At 63.9% G+C, this 20,544-nt stretch carries 19 protein-coding genes and 2 pseudogenes; 6 read left to right on the top strand and 15 right to left on the bottom strand.

The window, feature by feature from the left end; genetic code table 11:
- Nucleotides 1–141 precede the first annotated feature (141 nt).
- A complete protein-coding gene (locus ACN6KF_RS16870; RefSeq protein ID WP_434957948.1) occupies nt 142–1,398 on the bottom strand; it encodes a class I SAM-dependent methyltransferase in 1,257 nt (418 codons plus the stop codon).
- 334 nt (nt 1,399–1,732) lie between these two features.
- On the opposite strand from ACN6KF_RS16870, the gene araD1 reads away from it, so the two are divergent.
- The gene (gene araD1, locus ACN6KF_RS16865) at nt 1,733–2,731 is read left to right on the top strand and encodes an AraD1 family protein (protein WP_434957947.1); all 999 of its coding nucleotides are present in this window, start codon (nt 1,733–1,735) and stop codon (nt 2,729–2,731) included.
- Nucleotides 2,732–2,870: 139 nt separating this feature from the next.
- Here araD1 and dapE read toward each other — a convergent pair whose 3' ends face one another.
- Together dapE and dapD are read right to left on the bottom strand one after the other, a co-directional pair.
- Nucleotides 2,871–4,040 carry a succinyl-diaminopimelate desuccinylase gene (dapE, locus tag ACN6KF_RS16860; RefSeq protein ID WP_434957946.1) on the bottom strand — a complete coding sequence of 390 codons (1,170 nt, stop codon included), beginning with the start codon at nt 4,038–4,040 and terminating at the stop codon, nt 2,871–2,873.
- A 182-nt stretch (nt 4,041–4,222) separates the two neighbouring features.
- Nucleotides 4,223–5,089 carry a 2,3,4,5-tetrahydropyridine-2,6-dicarboxylate N-succinyltransferase gene (gene dapD, locus ACN6KF_RS16855; RefSeq protein WP_434957945.1) on the bottom strand — a complete coding sequence of 289 codons (867 nt, stop codon included), beginning with the start codon at nt 5,087–5,089 and terminating at the stop codon, nt 4,223–4,225.
- A gap of 178 nt (nt 5,090–5,267) precedes the next feature.
- Between dapD and ACN6KF_RS16850 the strand changes: the two genes are divergently transcribed.
- Nucleotides 5,268–6,509 carry an aminopeptidase gene (locus ACN6KF_RS16850; RefSeq protein WP_434957944.1) on the top strand — a complete coding sequence of 414 codons (1,242 nt, stop codon included), beginning with the start codon at nt 5,268–5,270 and terminating at the stop codon, nt 6,507–6,509.
- Between the two features lie 5 nt (nt 6,510–6,514).
- Here ACN6KF_RS16850 and ACN6KF_RS16845 read toward each other — a convergent pair whose 3' ends face one another.
- The 6 genes from ACN6KF_RS16845 to upp form a co-directional block, all read right to left on the bottom strand.
- Nucleotides 6,515–7,093, bottom strand: a complete 579-nt coding sequence (locus tag ACN6KF_RS16845) for a phosphatase domain-containing protein (protein ID WP_434957943.1) — start codon at nt 7,091–7,093, stop codon at nt 6,515–6,517.
- A 103-nt stretch (nt 7,094–7,196) separates the two neighbouring features.
- Complete coding sequence (locus ACN6KF_RS16840) at nt 7,197–8,072, bottom strand: NmrA family NAD(P)-binding protein (protein ID WP_434957942.1); 876 nt, start codon at nt 8,070–8,072, stop codon at nt 7,197–7,199.
- Nucleotides 8,073–8,185: 113 nt separating this feature from the next.
- Entirely contained in the window at nt 8,186–9,013 is an 828-nt protein-coding gene (locus ACN6KF_RS16835) for a helix-turn-helix transcriptional regulator (RefSeq protein ID WP_434957941.1), read from the bottom strand.
- A gap of 80 nt (nt 9,014–9,093) precedes the next feature.
- Nucleotides 9,094–10,422 (bottom strand): ATP-binding protein, encoded by a 1,329-nt coding sequence (locus tag ACN6KF_RS16830; protein WP_434957940.1) that lies wholly within the window; start codon nt 10,420–10,422, stop codon nt 9,094–9,096.
- Nucleotides 10,422–11,090 (bottom strand): response regulator transcription factor, encoded by a 669-nt coding sequence (locus ACN6KF_RS16825; protein ID WP_434957939.1) that lies wholly within the window; start codon nt 11,088–11,090, stop codon nt 10,422–10,424. The genes ACN6KF_RS16830 and ACN6KF_RS16825 overlap by 1 nt, the downstream gene beginning before the upstream one ends.
- Nucleotides 11,091–11,196: 106 nt before the next feature.
- The gene (gene upp / locus ACN6KF_RS16820) at nt 11,197–11,826 is read right to left on the bottom strand and encodes a uracil phosphoribosyltransferase (protein WP_434957938.1); all 630 of its coding nucleotides are present in this window, start codon (nt 11,824–11,826) and stop codon (nt 11,197–11,199) included.
- 232 nt (nt 11,827–12,058) lie between these two features.
- Between upp and rpoN the strand changes: the two are divergent.
- Nucleotides 12,059–13,587 (top strand): annotated as a pseudogene (gene rpoN / locus ACN6KF_RS16815) (RNA polymerase factor sigma-54).
- Nucleotides 13,584–14,063: an MmcB family DNA repair protein gene (locus ACN6KF_RS16810; protein ID WP_434957937.1), complete on the top strand. Its 480-nt coding sequence runs from the start codon at nt 13,584–13,586 to the stop codon at nt 14,061–14,063. Before rpoN ends, ACN6KF_RS16810 begins: the two are co-directional and overlap by 4 nt.
- A gap of 116 nt (nt 14,064–14,179) precedes the next feature.
- Here the strand turns inward: ACN6KF_RS16810 and ACN6KF_RS16805 are convergent, their stop codons facing one another.
- On the bottom strand, nt 14,180–14,923 hold the full coding sequence (locus ACN6KF_RS16805) for an alpha/beta hydrolase (RefSeq protein ID WP_434957936.1): 744 nt from the start codon (nt 14,921–14,923) through the stop codon (nt 14,180–14,182).
- A gap of 174 nt (nt 14,924–15,097) precedes the next feature.
- Here ACN6KF_RS16805 and ACN6KF_RS16800 point away from each other — a divergent pair, with 174 nt between their 5' ends.
- Nucleotides 15,098–15,604: an SRPBCC family protein gene (locus ACN6KF_RS16800; protein ID WP_434957935.1), complete on the top strand. Its 507-nt coding sequence runs from the start codon at nt 15,098–15,100 to the stop codon at nt 15,602–15,604.
- Between the two features lie 15 nt (nt 15,605–15,619).
- On the opposite strand, the gene ACN6KF_RS16795 is transcribed toward ACN6KF_RS16800, so the two are convergent.
- Entirely contained in the window at nt 15,620–16,474 is an 855-nt protein-coding gene (locus ACN6KF_RS16795; RefSeq protein WP_434957934.1) for a hypothetical protein, read from the bottom strand.
- Nucleotides 16,471–16,932, bottom strand: a pseudogene (locus ACN6KF_RS16790) (ABA4-like family protein). The gene ACN6KF_RS16795 and the pseudogene ACN6KF_RS16790 overlap by 4 nt, the downstream one beginning before the upstream one ends.
- 77 nt (nt 16,933–17,009) lie before the next feature.
- On the opposite strand from ACN6KF_RS16790, the gene ACN6KF_RS16785 reads away from it, so the two are divergent.
- A complete protein-coding gene (locus ACN6KF_RS16785; protein ID WP_434957933.1) occupies nt 17,010–17,684 on the top strand; it encodes a TetR/AcrR family transcriptional regulator in 675 nt (224 codons plus the stop codon).
- Between the two features lie 32 nt (nt 17,685–17,716).
- On the opposite strand, the gene trmB is transcribed toward ACN6KF_RS16785, so the two are convergent.
- From trmB to ACN6KF_RS16770, 3 genes are all read right to left on the bottom strand, one after another.
- Nucleotides 17,717–18,445, bottom strand: coding sequence for a tRNA (guanosine(46)-N7)-methyltransferase TrmB (trmB, locus tag ACN6KF_RS16780; RefSeq protein WP_434957932.1), 729 nt, complete (start codon nt 18,443–18,445; stop codon nt 17,717–17,719).
- A gap of 85 nt (nt 18,446–18,530) precedes the next feature.
- Nucleotides 18,531–19,727, bottom strand: coding sequence for a methionine adenosyltransferase (metK, locus tag ACN6KF_RS16775; protein ID WP_434957931.1), 1,197 nt, complete (start codon nt 19,725–19,727; stop codon nt 18,531–18,533).
- Nucleotides 19,728–19,931: 204 nt separating this feature from the next.
- Nucleotides 19,932–20,345 (bottom strand): helix-turn-helix domain-containing protein, encoded by a 414-nt coding sequence (locus ACN6KF_RS16770; RefSeq protein ID WP_434957930.1) that lies wholly within the window; start codon nt 20,343–20,345, stop codon nt 19,932–19,934.
- Nucleotides 20,346–20,544 lie beyond the last annotated feature (199 nt).

Raw genomic sequence — 20,544 nt, 5'->3', positions numbered from 1 at the left:
TTGGGTTTATGCTCTGGCGACCCGCCATCGATGATCGGTTGCGAGAGCGTCTTTTCGATCCGGTTGGATCGGAAGGACGCGTCTGCCTTTTTTAATTCCGAGCATCATCCGATCCAGCGGGGGCGGATGATGCTCCTGCGCCTACTCGGCCGCCTCGCGGGCCGGCGCGGGAACCGGCTGCAGATCGAGCGGCAATCGGCGTTCGGCGTCGCCTATATAGTCGCGCGTCAGCGGCACGGCGTTGATCGACTTGGCCACCTGGATCTGGAAGACCATGTGGCCGCCCCACCGGAAGGTGGCCTCGGAGGCCGCCAGATACATCTCCCACATCCGGCAGAATCGGTCATCATAGAAGGAGCGGATCTGGTCGCGGTGGTGGTTGAAGCGCTCGCGCCAATGCTTGAGCGTCTCCGCATAGTGGATCCTCAGGATCTCGATGTCGGTGACGATCAGGCCGGCGCGTTCGATTGCCGGCAAGACTTCCGACAGCGCCGGCGAATAGCCGCCCGGAAAGATATATTTCTGGATCCACGGATTGGTGGCGCCGGGCCCGTCCGACCGACCGATGGCATGCACGAGGCCCACGCCGTCATCGTTCAACAGCGCGGCGATCTTGCGGAAATAGGCATCGTAATGATTGACGCCGACGTGCTCGAACATGCCGACCGAGACGATGCGGTCGAATTTCCGGTCGAGAGCGCGGTAGTCGATCAGTTCGAAGCGCACACGGTCGGCGATGCCGGCGGCCTGAGCCCGGGCGTTGGAAACCCGGTGCTGCTCCTCCGACAGGGTGATGCCGGTGACATCAGCCTTGGTCACCTCGGAGATGTAGAGGCCCATGCCTCCCCAGCCCGAGCCGATGTCGAGGACCTTCACGCCTGGTTTCAGCAGCAGCTTGGCGGCGATATGCCGCTTCTTGTAAGCCTGCGCTTCTTCCAGCGTGATGTTGAGGCTGGGAAAATAGGCGCAGCTATACTGCCGATCCACATCCAGGAAGAGGTCGAACAATTCGTCCCTCAGATCGTAGTGATGGGCGACATTGTTCTTCGACTTTCCGGCCGGATTATACTGAGCAATGCGCCGGCCGATCTTGCGAGCAGCGGAGGCAATGTTGCTCAATGGCCCGATCGAAACAGACCAGCCGATATTCTGCATGAACAGGGCAAGCATCTCATAGACGTCGCCCTTCTCGATGACGAGCCGGCCGTCCATGAAAGCTTCGCCGACCTCCAGTTCCGGGTTGGTGAGTAGCTTCCAGGCTGTCGCCTTGTCCTCGATTCGTATCGTGCTGGAAAAACCTTGATCAGATCCGTAGGTATGAACGTGGCCTTCGGGATCAATAACCGTAAGTGCACCCTTTTTAATCAGGCGCTTCAACATAGTATCTAGAATAAACATCTGCAAAAACCCTGGCGGATTCGCATCGCTGGAGCCCGTTCGGTCGCCTGCCACTGTTGCCGTGCAGGGAGGACCACCACTTGCCGGCTGGCAGATTCGACACGATCCGTTCCCAAATTGAACGCAATTTGAGCAGGGATGCAATTGTTTTTCTGCACGTCCTAAACAAAATCAAAACCGCGCGGGTCAGCGCTGGTCCCGAATATTGTCCGGGCATCAGAATTCGCCCGATCGTCTTGCTCCGCCAATTGATCGCCGCCGCTATTTTACCGTTGCGCTCTGTCGAATGCTTTCTATGATGCGCCTCTGCGAATTTGTCTGAGGAATGTGCCTGGTGTCTCCCACTCCCTTACGTCTTGCCCAATTGCGCCATCAGGGTCGGCGCGCTGTCGTCGCCACAAACGATGGTGTTTCTCGCCTCATCCGCGATATTGAGTCGGTACTAGACCTTGCCAATGCCGCGATCGCTTCGGGTCACAGCCTGCGGGCCGAAATCGAGCGGCGAGGCCTGGGGGGAACTGTCGACCTTGCGGCTGCGCTTGCCGCCGGCGAGATACTGGCGCCGATCGACCATCCTGATCCCAGCCATGTCATGGTTGCCGGCACCGGGCTGACCCATCTCGGCAGCGCCGAGGGGCGCGACAAGATGCATCAGGATCTGGCTGACCTGTCGAAGGCCACCGATTCGATGAAGATGTTCCGCATGGGGCTCGATGGCGGCCGGCCGGCGCCGGGCAAGGAAGGCGTGCAGCCCGAATGGTTCTACAAGGGCGATGGCTCGACGCTGATTCCCCCGCAAGGTGCCTTGCCGTCGCCGTCCTTCGCCCTCGACGCCGGCGAGGAACCGGAACTGGCCGGCATCTATGTCAACGGCCCCGACGGCGCACCCTGGCGCATCGGCTTTGCGCTCGGCAACGAATTCTCCGACCACGTCACCGAGCGGCAGAACTATCTCTATCTCGCCCATTCCAAGCTGCGCGTCTCGGCCATCGGGCCGGAGCTTCTGGTCGGCGAGGCGCCTGCCGACATCCGCGGCACCTCGCGCATTCTGCGCCAGGGCAAGGTGATCTGGGAAAAGCCCTTCCTCACTGGCGAGGCGAACATGTCGCACACCATTGCCAACCTCGAGGGCCATCACTTCAAATACCAGCTGTTCCGCCAGCCCGGGCATGTAAACGTGCATTATTACGGCACGGCGACGCTAAGCGTCTCCGATGGCGTGGTGACCGAACCGGGTGACGTCTTCGAGATTTCGGCCGAGCCGTTCGGGCTGCCGCTTGCCAATCCGATCAGGCGCGTGGACGCGCCATGGCCGACGGTGAAGGCTCTCTAAAGGAGCGTGGAAGAGGAGCGCTGACAGCTCAGCGATATGCACAGCATATCGTGATGTCCGCTCTTTTCCGCCAGCGCGCCGGTTTCAGGAGCGGACATCGCCCCATGACTTCATGGGGCTGTGGTGTCCGTGCTCCAAATCACCCGAAATACTGCCCGAGGATGCGCTGGTAGATCCGGGTCAGGCTCTCCAGGTCGAGGATATCGACGCGTTCGTCGATCTGGTGCATCGTCTTGCCGACCAAGCCGAATTCCACCACCGGGCAGACATTCTTGATGAAGCGGGCATCCGAGGTGCCGCCGGAGGTCGACAGCACCGGCCGGCGGCCGGTTTCCGCCTCGATCGACGTGACGATCGCATCGACGAAGGCACCGGGCGGGGTGAAGAAGGATTCGGAAGCCGAGCGCTCGAAGACGAGGTCATAGGCGACCTCGTTGCCCGCGGCGCCGTCGAGCTTGGCCCGCACCCACTCTTCCAGGCTTTGCCGGGTCCAGCGGTCGTTGAAGCGGATATTGAAGGTCGCGCGAGCGTCGGCGGGAATGACGTTGAAGGCGGGATTGCCGACATCCACCGACACCACCTCGAGATTGGAGGCGTCGAAATGGTCGCTGCCGTGGTCGAGTTCGCTTTGGGTGAGGGCGGCGAGCAGGCGCACCATCTGCGGCACGGGATTCATGGCCAGATGCGGATAGGCGACATGCCCCTGCTTGCCATGCACGGTGATGATGCCTGACAGCGAGCCGCGCCGGCCGATCTTGACCATGTCGCCGAGAGCGTCGGGGTTGGTTGGTTCGCCGAGAATGCAATGGCCGATGCGGTCGCCCTTGGCGACGGCCCAGTCCAGCAGTTTCACGGTGCCGTTGATGGCTGGGCCTTCCTCGTCGCCGGTGATCAGGAAGGCGATCGGCGCGTCGGGATTGATGTCGAGATGACGCAGGCTCGCCGCGACGCTGGCGGCGACGCCGCCCTTCATGTCCACCGCGCCGCGCCCATAGAGCTGTCCGTTGACGATGTCGCCCGAGAAGGGCTGATGGCGCCAGCGTGCCTCGTCGCCCGGCGGCACCACGTCGGTATGGCCGGCGAACATCAGGGCCGGCTTGTCTGGCGGTCCGATGCGCGCGTAGAGATTGAGGACATCCGGGGTGTCCTCGTCGCTGAACGGCACCAAATGGGTGGTGAAGCCGTTTGCCTGCAACACATCGGCCAGCAGCGTCAAGGCCCCGCCTTCCGCCGGCGTGACGGAGGGGCAGCGGATGAGGGCTTGGGTGAGCGCGACAGGATCGCGGGGGTCGAAGGTGAGATCGGTCATGGGGCTCCCTTTACCCTCCCCTGGTGGGGGAGGGTCGACGCGAAGCGTCGGGGTGGGGTGACTTCTCCGTAAAAATGAGTTGTCACCAATTGCGGCAAGATCTGCGTATTTTCACCCCACCCCGGCCTTGCAGGCCGACCCTACCCCCTCCAGGGGAGGGTAAAACGGGGAGCTTCCAAGGCTCAGTGGTTTCCGTCGCGCAGCAATTCGTTGATGCTGGTCTTGGAACGCGTCTGCGCATCGACCGTCTTGACGATCACCGCGCAATAGAGCGAGGGGCCGGGGCGGCCGTCCGGCAGCGGCTTGCCCGGCAGGTTGCCGGAAACCACCACTGAATAGGGCGGCACATAGCCCTTGTAGATCTGGCCGGTGGCCCGATCGATGATGGTGGTGGATGCGCCGATATAGACGCCCATCGAGATCACCGAGCCTTCGCCGATGATCACGCCCTCGACCACTTCGGAGCGGGCGCCGATGAAGCAGTCGTCCTCGATGATGGTCGGATTGGCCTGCAGCGGTTCCAGCACGCCGCCAATGCCGACGCCGCCGGACAGATGCACGTTCTTGCCGATCTGGGCGCAGGAGCCGACGGTCGACCAGGTATCGACCATGGAGCCGGTGGAAACATAGGCGCCGAGATTGACGAAGGATGGCATCAGCACCACGCCGGGCGCGATATAGGCCGAGTGACGCACCACGCAATTGGGCACCGCGCGGAAGCCGGCCTGGCGGAATTCCGTTGTGCTCCAGCCCTCGAACTTGGAGGGGACCTTGTCCCACCACAGAGTGCCGCCCGGGCCGCCCGCGATGGTGGTCATGTCGTTGAGGCGGAAGGAGAGCAGCACCGCCTTCTTCAGCCATTGATGGGTGTGCCAGGATTCCCGGCCGGTCGCGCCGGGGACTTTCTCGGCCACGCGCAGCTTGCCCTCGTCGAGCAGGCCGAGCGTATGGTTGACGGCTGCCCGGACTTCGCCCTTGGTCTCGAAATTGCACTGGGCCCGGTCTTCCCAGGCGGCGTCGATCACGGTCTGCAGGCGGGCGATTTCCATGGCGTATCCTCACACAATCTTGCCGCAAATGCCGCGCGAAAGCCGGAGCTGTCAAGTTCCAGACCGTCGTGGACTGGCCTAATCTTCCTCTCTTGTCCGTTGTGCCGACAAAGGGCTTGACGGCGCGGGGCATCATTGATGGTCTGCGCGCTCGATTGTTCCCCTTTTGAGGTTTGCCATGTCCATTTCCTCCGAGAGCCATTCAAAGCGTCTCGACAAGCTTGCCGAGACGGCCGTGAAGGTCGGCCTCGGTCTCGCGCCCGGCCAGGAATTGGTGATGACGGCCTCGATCGAGGCCCTGCCGCTGGTGAGACGGATCACTGAGCATGCGTACAAGGCCGGTGCGAGCCTGGTCACCACCCTGTTCTCCGACGAAGAGTCGACGCTGGCGCGCTATCGCTTCGCGCCGGATGCCGCTTTCGACACTGCCTCGGGCTGGCTGTTCGACGGCATGGCCGCGGCCTTCGACCGGGGCGCCGCCCGCCTCGCCATCGCCGGCGAGGACCCCTCGCTGCTGGCAGGCCAGGATCCGGCCAGGATCGCGCGGGCCAATCAAGCGCGCTCGGCCGCCTACAAGCCGGCACAGAAGCGCATCGTCGGCTTCGACATCAACTGGAACATCGTCTCCTACGCGTCATCGGCCTGGGCCAAGGCCGTGTTTCCCAACGAGCCGGAGGAGGTTGCCGTCGCCAGGCTGTGGGACGCCATCTTCGCCGCCTCCCGCATCGATTCGAATGACCCGGTCGCCGCCTGGGCGGAGCATAATCACAACCTGCATGCCCGCGCCGCCTATCTGAACGACAAGCGCTATGCCGCCCTCCACTATACCGGGCCGGGCACCGATCTCACCATCGGCCTCGCCGATGGGCATGAATGGCTCGGCGGCTCGTCCAAGGCCAAGAACGGCATCACCTGCAATCCCAATATCCCGACGGAGGAAGTCTTCACCACGCCGCATCGCGACCGGGTGAGCGGCTATGTCTCCTCCACCAAGCCGCTGTCCTATCAGGGCACGCTGATCGACAAGATTGCCGTGCGCTTCGAGGAGGGACGCATCGTCGATGCCGACGCCGCAAGCGGCAAGGACGTGCTCGCCAAGGTGCTGGAGACCGATGCGGGGGCCAGTCATCTCGGTGAAGTGGCGCTGGTGCCGTTTTCCTCGCCGATCTCCCAGAGCGGCCTGTTGTTCTACAACACGCTGTTCGACGAGAATGCCGCCAGCCATATCGCGCTCGGCCAGTCCTACAGCCAATGCTTCGTCAATGGCGGATCGCTCAGCCCGGAAGAGCTGGCAGCGCGCGGCGCCAACAACAGCCTGATCCATATCGACTGGATGATCGGCTCGGGCGAGATCGACATTGACGGCATCGGTGCCGACGGCAAGGCCGAACCCCTGATGCGCAAGGGCGAGTGGGTGTAGCCGGCTCAGCTCTTCGAATAGCCCAGGCTGGCCTCGAGGTTCTCGAAGGTGTCGTCCATGGCGTAGCTGCGCAGGAAAGGCAGCGAGAAATGCCCGAAGCGCAGCGACATCTGGCTTTCCGCCTGCGCTTCGCTCACCTTCGTGATCGCGGCGAGATAGAGGGCGGCGGCCAGACCGCTGCGGTCCGCACCGCCTTCGCAATGGATCAGGATGGGTTTTTCCGCATTGCGCAGCAATTGCACCAGGGCGTCCGCCTGGAGGCCGCTCAATTGGCGTGACGCTGACATGGCGAAATCGACATGCGTGACGCCGAGCCGGGCTGATTCGGCGATCTCGGCATCGTACCAGGCGGTGCCGGCATTTCTGCCGCGCAGATTGATCACCGTGCGGATGCCCGCCTCGCGGACATAGTGCCTGAGCCGCCCGGGCGTGGGTTGACCCGAGCGATAGAGCTCACCGGCGACCACGGTGTGGAAATTGCCGCCGAGATATTGCAGGCCGAGATAGGTTGCGCCGACGGCCAGGAGGGCAACACAGGTGAGAACCGCAGTCAGGAGAGCACTCCGCAACCGGGCGGTGCTCATTGCGCGGCGCCCGAAAGGGATTTCATACGCAGAACCGTTGCTCAACCTTCGCCTCCGACCACTTGTCGTCGGCGCGTTCTAGCCCTGTGGAATTAGGGTAGACTTAGGGGGGGCCGAGCATGGCCGCCAGGGCCTGGTGCAGGCCGGTGTCGCCGGGCCTGACATTCCCGATGGCCGCCTCCACGTCGATGCGTCCGGCATTGTGGGCATCATACATGTCGGCGACGAGCTGGGCATAGCTCGTACTCAGCCCGCCCTGTGCCAGCGCGGGTAGCCATTGGGCGCGCGGCAGCGCCCGTGCCACGATTTCCCGGCCGGTGAGGGTGGCCAGCGCCGAGGCGACATCCGCCGTGCTGTAGCGCTCCGGGCCCTCCGCGTGAAAGATACGAAGCCCGTCTTTGGCGCCGGTCGTCAGCAGCTGGGCGGCAATCTCTCCGAGGTCGGCGGCCGAGATGGTGGGGAACAGCTTGGTCACGGGATGGTGCAGGCTTGGCAGTACGCCCGTTTCGATCGCCCGCGGTAACAGGCGGGCCCAGTTCTGCATGTGCTCGGCCGATCTTACCAGGGTCAAGGGCAGGCCCAGACCGCGAAGAGCCGCTTCCAGATGGTGGAAGGTCAGGGCAATGCCGGTATCGCGGGTGTGATGGGCGCCATAGTCGGAAATCGCCAGCACGGATCCCGGACCGGCGTCGGCCAGGGCTGCGCTGATCGCCTCGATCGAGGCCTGCATCTCCGCGCTGGCATCGTCGCTGCGCGGGCTGATGGGGCAGATGATCTGAACCGCCTGCGCCTCCCGCAGGGCGTGGCGCAGGGCCTCGCCGTCATGGATATCGGCCATGGCGATGTCGCAGCCGAGGGCTTGCAGGGCCGCCGCATGGCCTGCGTTTCGAATGACGGCCCTCACCGGTGCGCCGAGCCGGCGGAGCGCTTCGATCGAATGGCGGCCGACTTTGCCGTTGGCGCCCAGAATGACGAACATCGTGTCTGTCCTCGCTTGCTGTCGAGGCGCGATTGGAAGCCGTTTCGGCAGGTGTCGTCGCACGCAAAAGGATGGCGAGGAACAGAAAGGGATGGAAAAAGGGCTCTTTGCGGTCAGGCCGCTCGCTCCCGCCTCAGGCGGACGAGGCCGGCCGGCGTCACGCCCAGGACGCGCTTCATGGCGTGAGCGAGATGGCTTTGATGGGCAAAGCCGGCGCTCAGGGCGATCTGGCTGATCGGCAGTTCGCCATCAGCGAGCAATTGCCTGGCATGCTCCACCCGGCGCCGGATAACGTATTGGTGCACCGGCAGGCCGAACGAGCGCCGGAACAGGACCTTGAGGTGCGGCACGCTGATGCCGGCGATCCCCGCCAACACCGCGAGGGAGAGATTGTGTTCGAGGTGGCTTTCGATGAATTCGACCAGACGATTGCGCTGCCTTGCCGACAGTGTCTGTCTTGCCGAAATGGCGGCCAGCCTCGCATGTCCGTCGATGAGGCGGACGGCAAGGGCGGAACCGAGGCCTTCGGCAACCAGGCGGTCGGTCGGGATCTGCCGCGCCGGCTCGGCCAGGGCCTTGGCAATATATTCGATCCTGGAGTCGCGGCACTGGAAACGCGGTATCAGCCTGACGCGGTCGGAATCGATCTCCAGGTCCTCGGCAGCCTTGCGCAGGAGGGCAGGGCTTACCCATAGGCGCAGGATGGTGCAATCGGCGTCATCCTCCCACTCGCCATCCAATCCTGCCGGAACGATGTCGATATCGCCGTCGGACTGGATTCGGATGTGGCGCTGGCCGTCGCAGCGGCAGGATGCGTTGACCGGCCTGCCGACATGAACGCCTAGCCGATGGAAGGGGGATGCCGGCACCTGTGTGAGGCCGGCGGCAATGTCGCGGCGCTCGACCGCGATGCCGATGGTATCAAGCCAGTCCGCACTCATGATCGCTCCAATCACCAAACCGGATATGCCGATTATGTGGCAACGAAGGAAGCTCACGACCAGCCTGGCCGCGGCATATTTCAGGCCCCTGTCGGGGCATTCGCGATCTCGCCGTCCAGGTGAGCCGAGACCAGGAGTTCGGCCACCAGGCCGCTGCGATCCACCCGATTGGCCAGAGAGAGGGCGATACCATGGCCGTTGGCGATGGATCTAGCGATCGCCAGCCCCAATCCGGTGCCTTCGACGTGCTGCGGCGCGGCCCGGAAGAAGCGTTCGAAGACACGTCCGAGCAGGTCCGGATCGAGCCCCGGCCCGGTATCGGTGATGCGTATCCCACGCCCTTCGTCGATGGTTTCGACCGTGACTTCGCCACCCGGTTGGGTGTAGTGCAGGGCGTTTTCGATCAAATTGGTGAGCAGTGTCCGTAGTTGCCTGGTGTCGCCGGCCAGGGGAACCTCGCTGTTTCGCCGCAAGCTCAGATGCAACCCCCCAGCCTTGGCGATCGGCTCGAGATCGGCCACGCAAGCCTCGGCCAGTGCGCCGAGATCGACAGGCGTGCGTTGCTGCCCGCTGGCACCGGATTCCAGGCGGGCCAGCTGCAGCATCTGGTTGGTGAGATGGGTGGCGCGCCTGGCGCCTGCCTCCAGGTCGTCGAGCCTGGTGTTCAGTTCCTTGCCTCGGGCAAGAGGCCTGAGATTGCCGATCTGCAGGGTGAGAGCGGCGAGCGGGGTACGCAGCTCATGGGCGGCATCGGAGATGAAACGGCGCTGACGTTCCAGCGTCTGCTGCAGACGGGATAGCGCGCGGTTCATCGCAGCAACGAGCGGCAGGACCTCCGAAGGCACGCCCGTCACGGGGATGGGCATGGTATCGGCGACGGATCTCTCCGACAGGGTCGCCGCGATGCGGCCGAGCGGCTTCATCACCACATAGATGACCAGGCCGAGGAAGAGCCAGGCGACAGGGATGAGAATGATGATCGGCAGAACGGCACCGAGGGCCGCATGCTCGGCCAGCTCGGTACGTGCCTCGATTTGCTGGGCGATCTGAGCCGTGCGTTCTCCCTCGGCGAGAGTGTAGACCCGCCATTCATGCCCGGCGACGATCTCGTTCGAGAAGCCGGTACCTTCGCCGCGCGGAATGGCAATGGCGGGATTGGTCGAGCGCATCGGCGCGCCGGCGTCATCCCAGACCTGGACGAGCAGATCGTCCTCGCGGTTGCGGGTGCTCTTGATGGCGGGGCGCAGATTGCGCGCTTCCAGGGCATAGACGGCCACTTGCTGCAGCTGCTTGTCGAGAAAGCGATGGGCTTCACGCCGTACGGCGAAGTAGGAGGCGAGGGCCGCGCCGATGCCGACCACCAGCAGCACGGCGGCGATGGCTGTAAGGCTCGACCAGCGCAACGACATCAGGGAGCGTCCTTTTCGATCATCCAGCCCGCTCCGCGCGAATTGCGGATGATGTCCTTGCCGAATTTCTTGCGGATGGAGTGGATCAAGACCTCGACGGCGTTGCTCTCGACCTCCTCGCCCCAGCCATAGAGGCGTTCCTCCAGCTGGCTGCGCGAGACGATCGCGCCGGGACGCTCCATCAGCACCAGTATCAGGGAAAAGACTCGTGCGGTCAGCACATGGCTTTGGCCGCGATAGGTGACACGATGGCTTTCGAGATCGAGTTCGAGATCGCCATGGACCAGCGTGGAGACGGCCTGGCCGCCATGGCGGCGACGCAGTACGGCGCGAATTCGGGCGAGCAGCTCGCGCATTTCGAAAGGCTTGACGATATAGTCGTCGGCGCCGAGGTCGAGGCCGTCGACGCGATGGTCGAGGTCGTCCCTGGCGGTGATGATCAGGACGGGCGTGGTGTCGCCGGCCCGCCTGAGATCGCGCAGCAATTCAAAGCCGCTCTTGCCGGGCAGGCCGTTGTCGAGCAGGACTACACCATAGCCGTGGCGTTGCAGGGCGGCCTCGCCGTCGGCACCGTCCCGGGCCCAGTCCACCGCCATGCCGGCATCGCCGAGTGCCTGCAGCAGCGCCTTTCCGATCATCGGGTCGTCCTCGATCAGAAGAATGCGCATGGGGCCGCCGTGGAAACAGGGTGAACTCGGCGAGGATGGCAATCAATTGAGGGCTGATCAAGGAAACGCCCCAGGAACGTCCTTGGAGCGCGCCAGGTATTCCCGCCTACTTCGTCCCGTAGATGCGGTCGCCGGCATCGCCCAGGCCCGGCACGATATAGCCGTGGTCGTTGAGATGGCTGTCGATCGCCGCCGTCCAGATCGTCACGTCGGGATGGGCCTCGCGCAGATGCTTGATGCCCTCGGGGGCGGCGAGCAGGCAGACGAAGCGGATGTCCTTGACGTCGCGGGCCTTCAGCCGCTCGATGGCAGCGACGGCGGAGTTGGCCGTGGCCAGCATCGGGTCGAGCACGATCACCAGGCGCTCCGCCACATCAGGCGGGGCCTTGAAGTAATATTCCACGGCCTGCAGCGTGGCGGGATCGCGGTAGAGACCGATATGGGCGACGCGGGCCGAGGGCACGAGGTCCAGCATGCCTTCGAGGAAACCCTCGCCGGCACGCAGGATCGGCGCCAGTACCAGTTTCTTGCCGGCCACGCGCGGCGCCTGCATCTTGGTCAGGGGCGTCTCGATCTCGACCATTTCCAGCGGCAGGTCACGGGTGACCTCGTAGCAGAGCAGGCGCCCGATCTCGTTGAGTAACTGCCGGAACCCCTTGGTCGAGCGATTCTTGTCGCGCATCAAAGTGAGCTTGTGCTGCACCAGCGGGTGATCGACGACTATCACGCCTTCCATCGGAGTTCCCCTTCTTCACATTCTGCCCTTACCTAGCCGATTTCTCGGCCGGGGTAAGGCATCATAATGCGCCTTCCACGCCTTTCATCGCCCTCGGCGTCAGGTTGTGCCTCCGGTCTTCCTCTTTTTGTCGGCTTGCCTGCCGAAAAATCTGGCGTGAAACTTGCTTCTGGCCGCCGTCCATGCAGGATGCTGCCCGCAACAAGACTGATAATCAGGATCGTCCGCGTTCATGGCGTTGTCGCAAAGGCTTGAGTTCCGCCAGACCCAGTCGCTGGTGATGACGCCGCAGTTGATGCAGGCGATCAAGCTTCTGCAACTGTCCAATCTCGATCTCACGGCCTATGTCGACGCGGAATTGGAGCGTAACCCGATCCTGGAGCGCGCCGATGGTGAGATCTCGCGCGAACCCGAGACGCTTGCGACAGCGCCTGTCGATCCCGCCGCGGGCGATTGGCTGAAAGATGACATGGCGCCCTCCCGCGAGGCGATGGAGCAGGGGCTCGGCACCGATCTCGACAATGTCTTTCCCGACGAGCGGCCCGCCGACAGGCAGGAAGCGCCGGCGGCGATCGAGCAACTGGCCGGGAGCGACCCCTATGTCTCGTCCTGGTCGAATGTCGGTGCGGGCGGCCATGGTGGCGACGAAGACGTCAATTACGAGAGCATGGCCGCGGCCGGCCTTTCGCTGGCCGATCATCTGGAGACGCAGCTTGATCTGGCAACTCGGGATCCCAGGCACCGGCTGATCGGCCGCTTCATCATCGATATGATCGACGAGAGCGGCTATCTCGTCGGCGATCTGGCCGAGCTGGCCGAACGCCTGGCGGCGGCGCTCCAGGAGGTGGAGGCCGTGCTCGTCATCGTGCAGGGCTTCGAGCCGAGCGGCGTCGGGGCTCGTTCGCTGAAGGAGTGCCTGGCGCTCCAGCTCAAGGAGCGCAATCGGTTCGACCCGGCCATGGCCGCACTGCTCGACAATCTGGAGCTGGTGGCCAAGCGCAACATCCCGGCTCTCCGGCGCCTATGTGGTGTCGACGAGGAGGATGTGACGGAGATGATCGCCGAACTGCGTGGCCTCACGCCCAAGCCAGGCCTGGCCTTCGGCTCCACGCCGGTTCAGCCGGTGGTGCCCGACGTCCTCTTGCGCGCCGCACCGGACGGGACCTGGATGGTGGAACTGAACCCCGACACCTTGCCGCGCGTGCTGGTCAATCAGAACTACTATGCCCGCGTGGCGCGGACGGCCCGCAGCGAGACGGACAAGACCTTCCTGACCGAGGCCTTGCAGACGGCAAACTGGCTGACCCGCAGCCTGGAGCAGCGCGCACGCACCATCCTCAAGGTCGCCACCGAGATCGTGCGCCAGCAGGACGCCTTCTTCTCCCTCGGCGTGCAATATCTGCGTCCGCTTAATCTCAAGACCGTGGCCGATGCCATCGGCATGCATGAATCGACGGTGTCGCGCGTTACCGCCAACAAGTTCATCGCCTCGGCCCGCGGCCTGTTCGAGCTCAAATATTTCTTCACCGCCTCGATCTCCAATGCCGAAGGGGGGAGGCGCATTCGGCCGAGGCGGTGCGCCATCGCATCCGCCAGATGATCGATGCCGAAGCACCCAATGCCATCCTCTCCGACGACACCATCGTTGCGTTGCTGCGCAAGGACGGCATCGACATTGCCCGGCGTACCGTCGCCAAATATCGCGAATCCATGCGGATCGCCTCCTCGGTGGAAAGGCGGCGGGAGAAGGCGGGACGATGACGAGCGGTTTGCCGATCCTGCCCGTAGACGGCCGCCAGTCCGCCGCGGCCCTGACGATCCAGCGCGGTGCCAGCCGGCTCCTGCGCCAATACGGCCTGACGCCAGTACCAGAGGTGACGCTGCCCAATGGCCGCCGCGCCGATCTGCTCGCCGTCGGCCGCAAGGGCGAGATCTGGATCGTGGAGATCAAGTCCTCGGCGATCGACTTCCAGGTCGACCACAAATGGCCTGATTATCTCACCTATTGCGACCGGCTGTTCTTCGCCGTCGGTCCGGATTTCCCACTGGCTCTGCTTCCCGAGGAAGCCGGCAGCATCGTGGCCGACGCCTATGGCGGCACATTGCTGCGGGACGCTCCCGAGCAGCGTCTTGCCGCGCCGACGCGCAAGGTGTTGACCTTGCTGCTTGCCCGCCTGGCGGCGGGGCGGCTGCACCAGGCCATGGATCCGGAGGGAGCGTTCGGCTTCGGAGAGTGATGCGCCGGGCTGGAGCAAAGCGCGTTTTGGTAGAAACGCCCTTTTACTCCAGCTCTTTGGTCGGACGCGTCTTTGCGATTTGAGATGGTTCCATCAAATCGTAAAACGCTTTAGCTCTATTGCCCGGCGAATTCCGTGACGAGCGAGACCAGTTCCGCATCCTGGCCATTGAAGCCGTGATGCGCGCGGGACCGGCAGGGATTACCGGTTTGCAGGCCACCCTCCAGCCATTTCACCGTCGCTCGCTCTCCGGCCCAGGCCTGGAAGGAGGAGACGCCGGCCGGTTTGGTGAAGCGGCAGCCATCCTGGCGGTGATGCACCACGAGGGTTGATGGCAGCAGCTTGGAGGAGCCGAGGATCGCCATGACGCTCTCGGAGGGGCCGGACTCCTTGCTGAGGAAAGCTGAGGTCAGTACCAGTCGGTCCGGCTTGGCGCCCTTTACCAAGCCTTCGGCGGCCCGGGGCGTGCCGGCGGAGGTGGCCACGACCGTGACGGGCCGCTTAAGGCCTGCCATGGTTTCGACCGCTGTGGCGAGGTTGGTGCCTTTGTCCACGAGCAGGACGTTATAGCCCTTGGCGGCAAAGGCGTCGCGGTTGCGGATGAGCACATTGTCGGCACCGCTGCGAAACTGGCCGTTGGGCCCGACATCGAGCCGGCCGTCACCGCCGGTGAGCAGGATGAGGCTGCCCTTGGCATTGGCATGACGGATCAGGATGTTTTCGATGCCGGCAACTGCCACGGTCTCGCCGCCGCTGGCAATCGGGGACGTCTGGGCGAAAGCGAGACCGCTCGGTGGCAGCAGACCCAGGGCGCAGAGTGCCACGGCCACCCATCCGCGAAGCGATGTGTTCCGATTCATGATTCGAAATGTCCTTGTTGTGGCTCATCGATAGGAAACAAGGGTTGCGGCTGGATTACGGGAGTGGGGAGCGACGACAGCAGGCAGCAGCAATTTTACATCCCTGTCTTGCTCCGCGGCCGTCGGTCATGATCTATGAAGCAAAGGGGCATATGGCCCGGGAGGAGCAGTTCCATGGATATGAGCGGTTCGCAGCGCATCGAGGCTTCGCGCGAGAAGGTCTGGGAGGGCCTGAACAATCCCGAGGTCCTCAAACAGTGCATTCCGGGCTGCGAAGCGATCGAACTGGTCTCGCCGACCGAGATGACCGCCAAGGCCGTGCTGAAGATCGGGCCGGTCAAGGCCACCTTCAACGGCAAGGTGACGTTGTCTGACCTCGATCCGCCCAATGGCTACACCATTTCCGGCGAAGGCCAGGGCGGCGTCGCCGGCTTTGCCAAGGGCGGCGCCACCGTGCGTCTCGAGGCCGATGGCGAAGAGGCTACAATCCTTCACTATGACGCCAAGGCCGATGTCGGCGGCAAGATCGCCCAGCTCGGCGCGCGCCTGATCGATGGCACGGCCAAGAAACTCGCTGGCGATTTCTTCGAGAAGTTCGGCCAGGCGATCTCGCCCAAGCCGGAAGGCGAGGAAGCCCCCGCCGAACCGGAAAAGAAGGGCTGGTTCGGCCGCAAGAAGTGAGCCGTTCGCTCGTTCTCACGCAGGTATGAAGGGAAGGCCCAGCAAGGCCTGCACGAAGACGAAGAGCGTGGCTGCACCATAGGCGAGCGCGGCGGCGCAGACGATGACAGCGGCAATGCGGCCGCTGGCCCAGCGCTCAGCAATCAGGCCCAGGACGGGCATGATCTGCAAGACGTGCAGGCCGAGGAAATGAGCCACCCGCAGGTCGCCGCCCGTACGCGACCAGCCGAAGATCGGCACGCCCGTCGCGTCCGTGCGCGCGCCGCCGATCCAATGGCCATTGCCGGCGGAAAGAACGCTGCCCGAGCCTGCGCCGAGCACGAAAGTGAGCGTTAGCCCGAGCAGGACCGACAGCCAGAAGGCGGTCGACCAGGCTTGCGGGCGGTGTCGCAGCAGCAAGACTGCCAAGGCAGGGCTCACGGCCGTGAGCGTCACCGCGCCGATGCCCATCAACGTGTACATCAGCCGGTGGAAGGGATCGGCCACGTTGTAGTGCGAGGCGAGGCCCTGCGCCGCTTGCAGCATGATGTAGCCGATCTCGAACGTGCTCGCTGCCAAAGCGAGGACGACGAGGACCCGCACCGCCCGCCCGTGGCGGGCCTGTTTCGGCAAGGCGCCGACGAACCAGGCCACGGTCAGGAGATAGAGGCCGACCGAGAGCTGGAATTTCAGCGGCTTGATCCAAACGGAGATGCCGTTGAGCATCCTGTCGTCGATCATCAGGGCCGCGAGGGTCGGGACCATCAGCGCCAGGATGACGAAGCCGCCGCGCGCCAGCCGGCGCTCGCGTCGAAGCAGATCATCCGCCACTCTCCAGGCAAGCGCATGGGGACGGCAGGCAAGGCGCAGGCTGGAGATGTTCGTCGTCATGCGGGTTCTCCTTGACGGCGGGAGAAGCCGCGGAGCCAGACGTTGCGCAGGGCCAGGAAGGTCAGGAAGCCGACGGGACCGAATAGGAAAGTGAGGGCGAGACAGGGCAGGACGGCCAGCTGCGGCACTCCGGCCCGTTTCGCCTCGCGCACCTCCCAGGCTCCGATCAGCAGGTCGAAGGCGAGGTAATGCAGTCAGCCGGCCAGGAGCAGGCCGCGATGGCCGAACAGCGCGGCGACATCGCTGAGAGAACCAAAGCCGCCTGCAGCTTCGCCCCAGAAGCGAAGGAGCAAGGCGGCATAGGCAAGGCCAAGCGCGATCGGAATGATTCTGCCGGCAATCGCCTGGGCCAGGGCCGGACGCAAGGGAGAGAGGGCAAGGACGATCCAGCCACAGAGAGCGAGGATGCCAGCCCAGGAAAAGACGTTGTCGAGCGTGAAAGCTTGATCGAGAGTCATGTCGGCATCTCCAACTTGACAGTGTCAAGATAAGGATGGCAGCAATTTTGACATTGTCAAGATCGTGATGGATAGTGATGGCGACCCTACGGTGCGGGGCGGTGGTGTTGATGATGCGGAGCGAAAACGAAGTGGAGCAGGGATCGACGGCGCACAAGGCTAGCTATCATCATGGTGATCTGCGGGCCGCGCTGCTCCTCGCGGCTGAACTCGTCCTGGCCGAACGGGGTGTCGAGGGCTTCACCCTTCGCGAATGCGCCCGGCGGGCGGGCGTCTCCCATGCCGCTCCCGCGCATCATTTCGGTGATGTCGCCGGTCTCCTGACCGCGGTAGCGGCGCTAGGATTCGAAACGCTCACGCTGTTCATGCGCGAGGCCCGCGCTGGCATCGACGAGCCGCAGGCCCGATTGCGGGCGATCGGCCGCGGCTATGTCGCCTTCGCCCGCCGATATCCGGAGAGGTTCCGGCTCACCTTCAACCGGCATCGGCTCAACATCGAGGATCCGGCCCTAAGGGCTGCCGGGCAGGAGGCCTTCGCCGAGCTCGAGACCGCGATTCGCCTGGTAACCAGGGCGGGCGAAGGCCCGCTCGAGGGCGAGCGGCTCGACACCTTGCTGCATGTCTGGTCGCTCGTGCACGGCTATGCCCATCTCCTGCTGGCGGGGCAACTCGACCGGCCTCTCAAGGGAGGAGGAGACGGGGCTTTCGATGCCGCCCTGGAAGGCGTGCTGGCCCGGCTGACAGCCCAATAGAGGCAGCCCGCCTGGGTGGTCCCCGGGAAGACCTAAACTCTCCTGAAGGTGAAATAGGCGCCGCGCCGGCCCTCCCGCAATGCCTTGGCTTCGTAGCGGGTGGAGCGCCAGCCGTCCCAGGGCGTCAGCCAGTCGGCCTGGCGCTCGGCCGTCCATTCGAAATCGGACGAGCGTGCCACGCGCGCCAGGGCATAGGCGGCATAGTCGTCAATGTCGGTGGCAAAACGCAGTTCGCCCCCAGGCCTGAGAGCATGGGCCAGATGCGTCAGCATTTCCTCGCCCAGGAAGCGTCGCTTGCGATGGCGGCGCTTGGGCCAGGGATCGGGATAGAGCAGATAGATGCGCCCGATCGAGCCGGCCGGCAGCCAATCCACCACTTGCTTGGCGTCGTTGTCCCACAGGCGAATATTGGCAAGCCCGTTCTGCTCGATCTGGGCCAGCATCTTGGCGGTGCCGTTGACATAGGCCTCGCAGCCGATGAAGCCGACGTTCGGGTTCTCGCCGGCACGCTGGGTGAGGTGTTCGCCGCCGCCGAAGCCGATTTCGAGCCAGACGTCATCCACAGGCCCCGGAAACAGGCCGGCAAGGTCGGCGGGAGCCGGGGCGGTCAGGTCGAGGCGCAAATGCGGCAGCGCGCCGGACATCAGGTCTGCATGCCCCGGCCGCAAGGTCTTGCCCTTGCGGCGGCCGAAGAAAGCGCCATGGCCCCGAGACGGGGCATCCATACCGTCGCCGAACTTGTGCTTGTCGTCTTCAGTCACGACCCATACCCACCGAAGCAAAGCGCTATGAAAAAAGCCTCTCCCGGCGAGCGGGAAAGGCTTTGTGTCTATTGTCGGCCTCGGATCAGGCGCGCACGGCCTTCTTGATCGCGTCGGCGAGGTCGGTCTTCTCCCAGGAGAAGCCGCCGTCGCGGGCCGACTTGCGGCCGAAATGGCCATAGGCGGAGGTGCGGGCATAGATCGGCTTGTTGAGGTTGAGGTGCTCGCGGATGCCGCGAGGCGTCAGGCTCATCACGTCGCGCAAAGCCTTCTCGATCTTCTCCTCGGCGACATTGCCGGTGCCGTGCAGGTCGACATAGATGGCCAGGGGCTCCGACACACCGATGGCGTAAGCGAGCTGGATGGTGCAGCGGTCTGCCAGCTTGGCGGCGACCACGTTCTTGGCGAGATAGCGTGCCGCATAAGCCGCCGAACGGTCGACCTTGGTCGGGTCCTTGCCAGAGAAGGCGCCACCGCCGTGGGGAGCTGCGCCGCCATAGGTATCGACGATGATCTTGCGGCCGGTCAGGCCGCAATCGCCGTCCGGACCGCCGACCACGAACTTGCCGGTGGGGTTGACGTGCCAGACCGTATCCTTGCCGATCCAGCCTTCCGGCAGGGTCTTGCGGATATAGGGCTCAACCAGCTTCTTGATGTCGCCGGAGGTCAGAGTCTCGTCGAGATGCTGGGTGGAGAGCACGATCTGCGTCACGCCGACCGGCTTGCCGCCCTCATACCTCACCGTGACCTGGCTCTTGGCATCGGGGCCGAGCATGCCGAGGTCACCCGACTTGCGGGCCTTGGTGATGTCCTCGAGGATCTTGTGGGCGTAGTAGATCGGAGCCGGCATCAATTCCGGCGTCTCGCGGCAGGCATAGCCGAACATGATGCCCTGGTCGCCGGCGCCTTCGTCCTTGTTGCCGGAAATGTCGACGCCCTGGGCGATGTCGGGAGACTGGCCGTGCAGCAGGACCTCGATCTTGGCCTTCTTCCAGTGGAAGCCTTCCTGCTCATAGCCGATCGCCTTGACGGCGCGGCGGGCGGCGCTCTTGATCTTGCCCTTGGTGATGGTGTCGGGACCGCGATATTCGCCGGCGATCACCAGGCGGTTGGTGGTGGCGAGGGTTTCGCAGGCGACGCGCACCTGGGAGGGATCCATTCCGGTCTTCGCCGCCTCGCGATAGAACAGGTCGACGATTTCGTCGGAGATGCGATCGCAGACCTTGTCGGGGTGGCCTTCAGCGACCGACTCGCTGGTAAACAAATAGTCGGAACGGGACACGAATGTTTCTCCACGCCAAAATGGAACTTGGTATCGTCCCGTTTTGGCGAGGGTAGGCTTCGCCGTCAAGCGGCAAATCGTACGTTTTGTTCGTTTAAAGGAACGCTGGAGCGATTTTCCGCCGCGAACGGCGGTTTGGTGGCATCACCAAACCGCACAGGGCGCATCGAAACCAAAGGGCGCCGATGGGCGCCGCTTCGCGGCTCAGGCGGCGTGTTCCTGGCTGAGCGTGGAGACGAGGTCGACGACCCGGCGCCGCACCTTCGGATCCTTGATGCGGGCAAAGGCCTTGTTCAGCTGCAGGCCTTCCGTGGTCGACAGGAACTCGATGACATGGGAGGTGTCGCTCTCACCGGCATGCTCAGCCGTATGCACGGAGCCGGTTTCTGGCGGCAGGCCTTCAAAGAAGAAGGAAATGGTGACGCCCAGGATCGAGGCGATCTGCTGCAGCCGGCTCGCACCGATGCGGTTGGTACCCTTTTCGTATTTTTGTACCTGCTGAAAGGTGAGGCCAAGCGCCTCGCCGAGCTTCTCCTGGCTCATACCCACCAGGACGCGCCTGATACGGACGCGGCTGCCAACGTGCTGATCAATGGGATTAGGAACTTTCTTGATCATAATATTAACTCCAGGTCACTAGCAAATATTTGAAAATACAGTGACGAATTTGAAAATGAATTGCGGCCGTAACGTGGCGGAAGCGCGGCGCGCCAGAGATACAATTGCGGCGGCGCAATCTGAAGTAGTTCAAATGCATCCTGCAACCAGCAGGGAGACTATACCTCCTTATGCGGGAAAATCCAGTCGGTCTCGCGCC

The organism is Labrys methylaminiphilus subsp. lupini, assembly GCF_051161885.1.
Taxonomy (GTDB): domain Bacteria; phylum Pseudomonadota; class Alphaproteobacteria; order Rhizobiales; family Labraceae; genus Labrys.
The sequence above is the reverse complement of the archived record's forward strand: the minus strand, read 5'-3'. Positions and strand labels throughout refer to the sequence as shown.

Bases quoted from the DNA above. Each gene is read 5' to 3' on its own strand.
- ACN6KF_RS16870 (WP_434957948.1), bottom strand. From the start codon at position 1,398: ATGTTTATTCTAGATACTATGTTGAAGCGCCTGATTAAAAAGGGTGCA.
- dapE (WP_434957946.1), bottom strand. From the start codon at position 4,040: ATGACCGATCTCACCTTCGACCCCCGCGATCCTGTCGCGCTCACCCAA.
- dapD (WP_434957945.1), bottom strand. From the start codon at position 5,089: ATGGAAATCGCCCGCCTGCAGACCGTGATCGACGCCGCCTGGGAAGAC.
- ACN6KF_RS16850 (WP_434957944.1), top strand. From the start codon at position 5,268: ATGTCCATTTCCTCCGAGAGCCATTCAAAGCGTCTCGACAAGCTTGCC.
- ACN6KF_RS16845 (WP_434957943.1), bottom strand. From the start codon at position 7,093: ATGAGCACCGCCCGGTTGCGGAGTGCTCTCCTGACTGCGGTTCTCACC.
- ACN6KF_RS16840 (WP_434957942.1), bottom strand. From the start codon at position 8,072: ATGTTCGTCATTCTGGGCGCCAACGGCAAAGTCGGCCGCCATTCGATC.
- ACN6KF_RS16835 (WP_434957941.1), bottom strand. From the start codon at position 9,013: ATGAGTGCGGACTGGCTTGATACCATCGGCATCGCGGTCGAGCGCCGC.
- ACN6KF_RS16830 (WP_434957940.1), bottom strand. From the start codon at position 10,422: ATGTCGTTGCGCTGGTCGAGCCTTACAGCCATCGCCGCCGTGCTGCTG.
- ACN6KF_RS16825 (WP_434957939.1), bottom strand. From the start codon at position 11,090: ATGCGCATTCTTCTGATCGAGGACGACCCGATGATCGGAAAGGCGCTG.
- upp (WP_434957938.1), bottom strand. From the start codon at position 11,826: ATGGAAGGCGTGATAGTCGTCGATCACCCGCTGGTGCAGCACAAGCTC.
- ACN6KF_RS16810 (WP_434957937.1), top strand. From the start codon at position 13,584: ATGACGAGCGGTTTGCCGATCCTGCCCGTAGACGGCCGCCAGTCCGCC.
- ACN6KF_RS16805 (WP_434957936.1), bottom strand. From the start codon at position 14,923: ATGAATCGGAACACATCGCTTCGCGGATGGGTGGCCGTGGCACTCTGC.
- ACN6KF_RS16800 (WP_434957935.1), top strand. From the start codon at position 15,098: ATGGATATGAGCGGTTCGCAGCGCATCGAGGCTTCGCGCGAGAAGGTC.
- ACN6KF_RS16795 (WP_434957934.1), bottom strand. From the start codon at position 16,474: ATGACGACGAACATCTCCAGCCTGCGCCTTGCCTGCCGTCCCCATGCG.
- ACN6KF_RS16785 (WP_434957933.1), top strand. From the start codon at position 17,010: ATGGCGACCCTACGGTGCGGGGCGGTGGTGTTGATGATGCGGAGCGAA.
- ACN6KF_RS16770 (WP_434957930.1), bottom strand. From the start codon at position 20,345: ATGATCAAGAAAGTTCCTAATCCCATTGATCAGCACGTTGGCAGCCGC.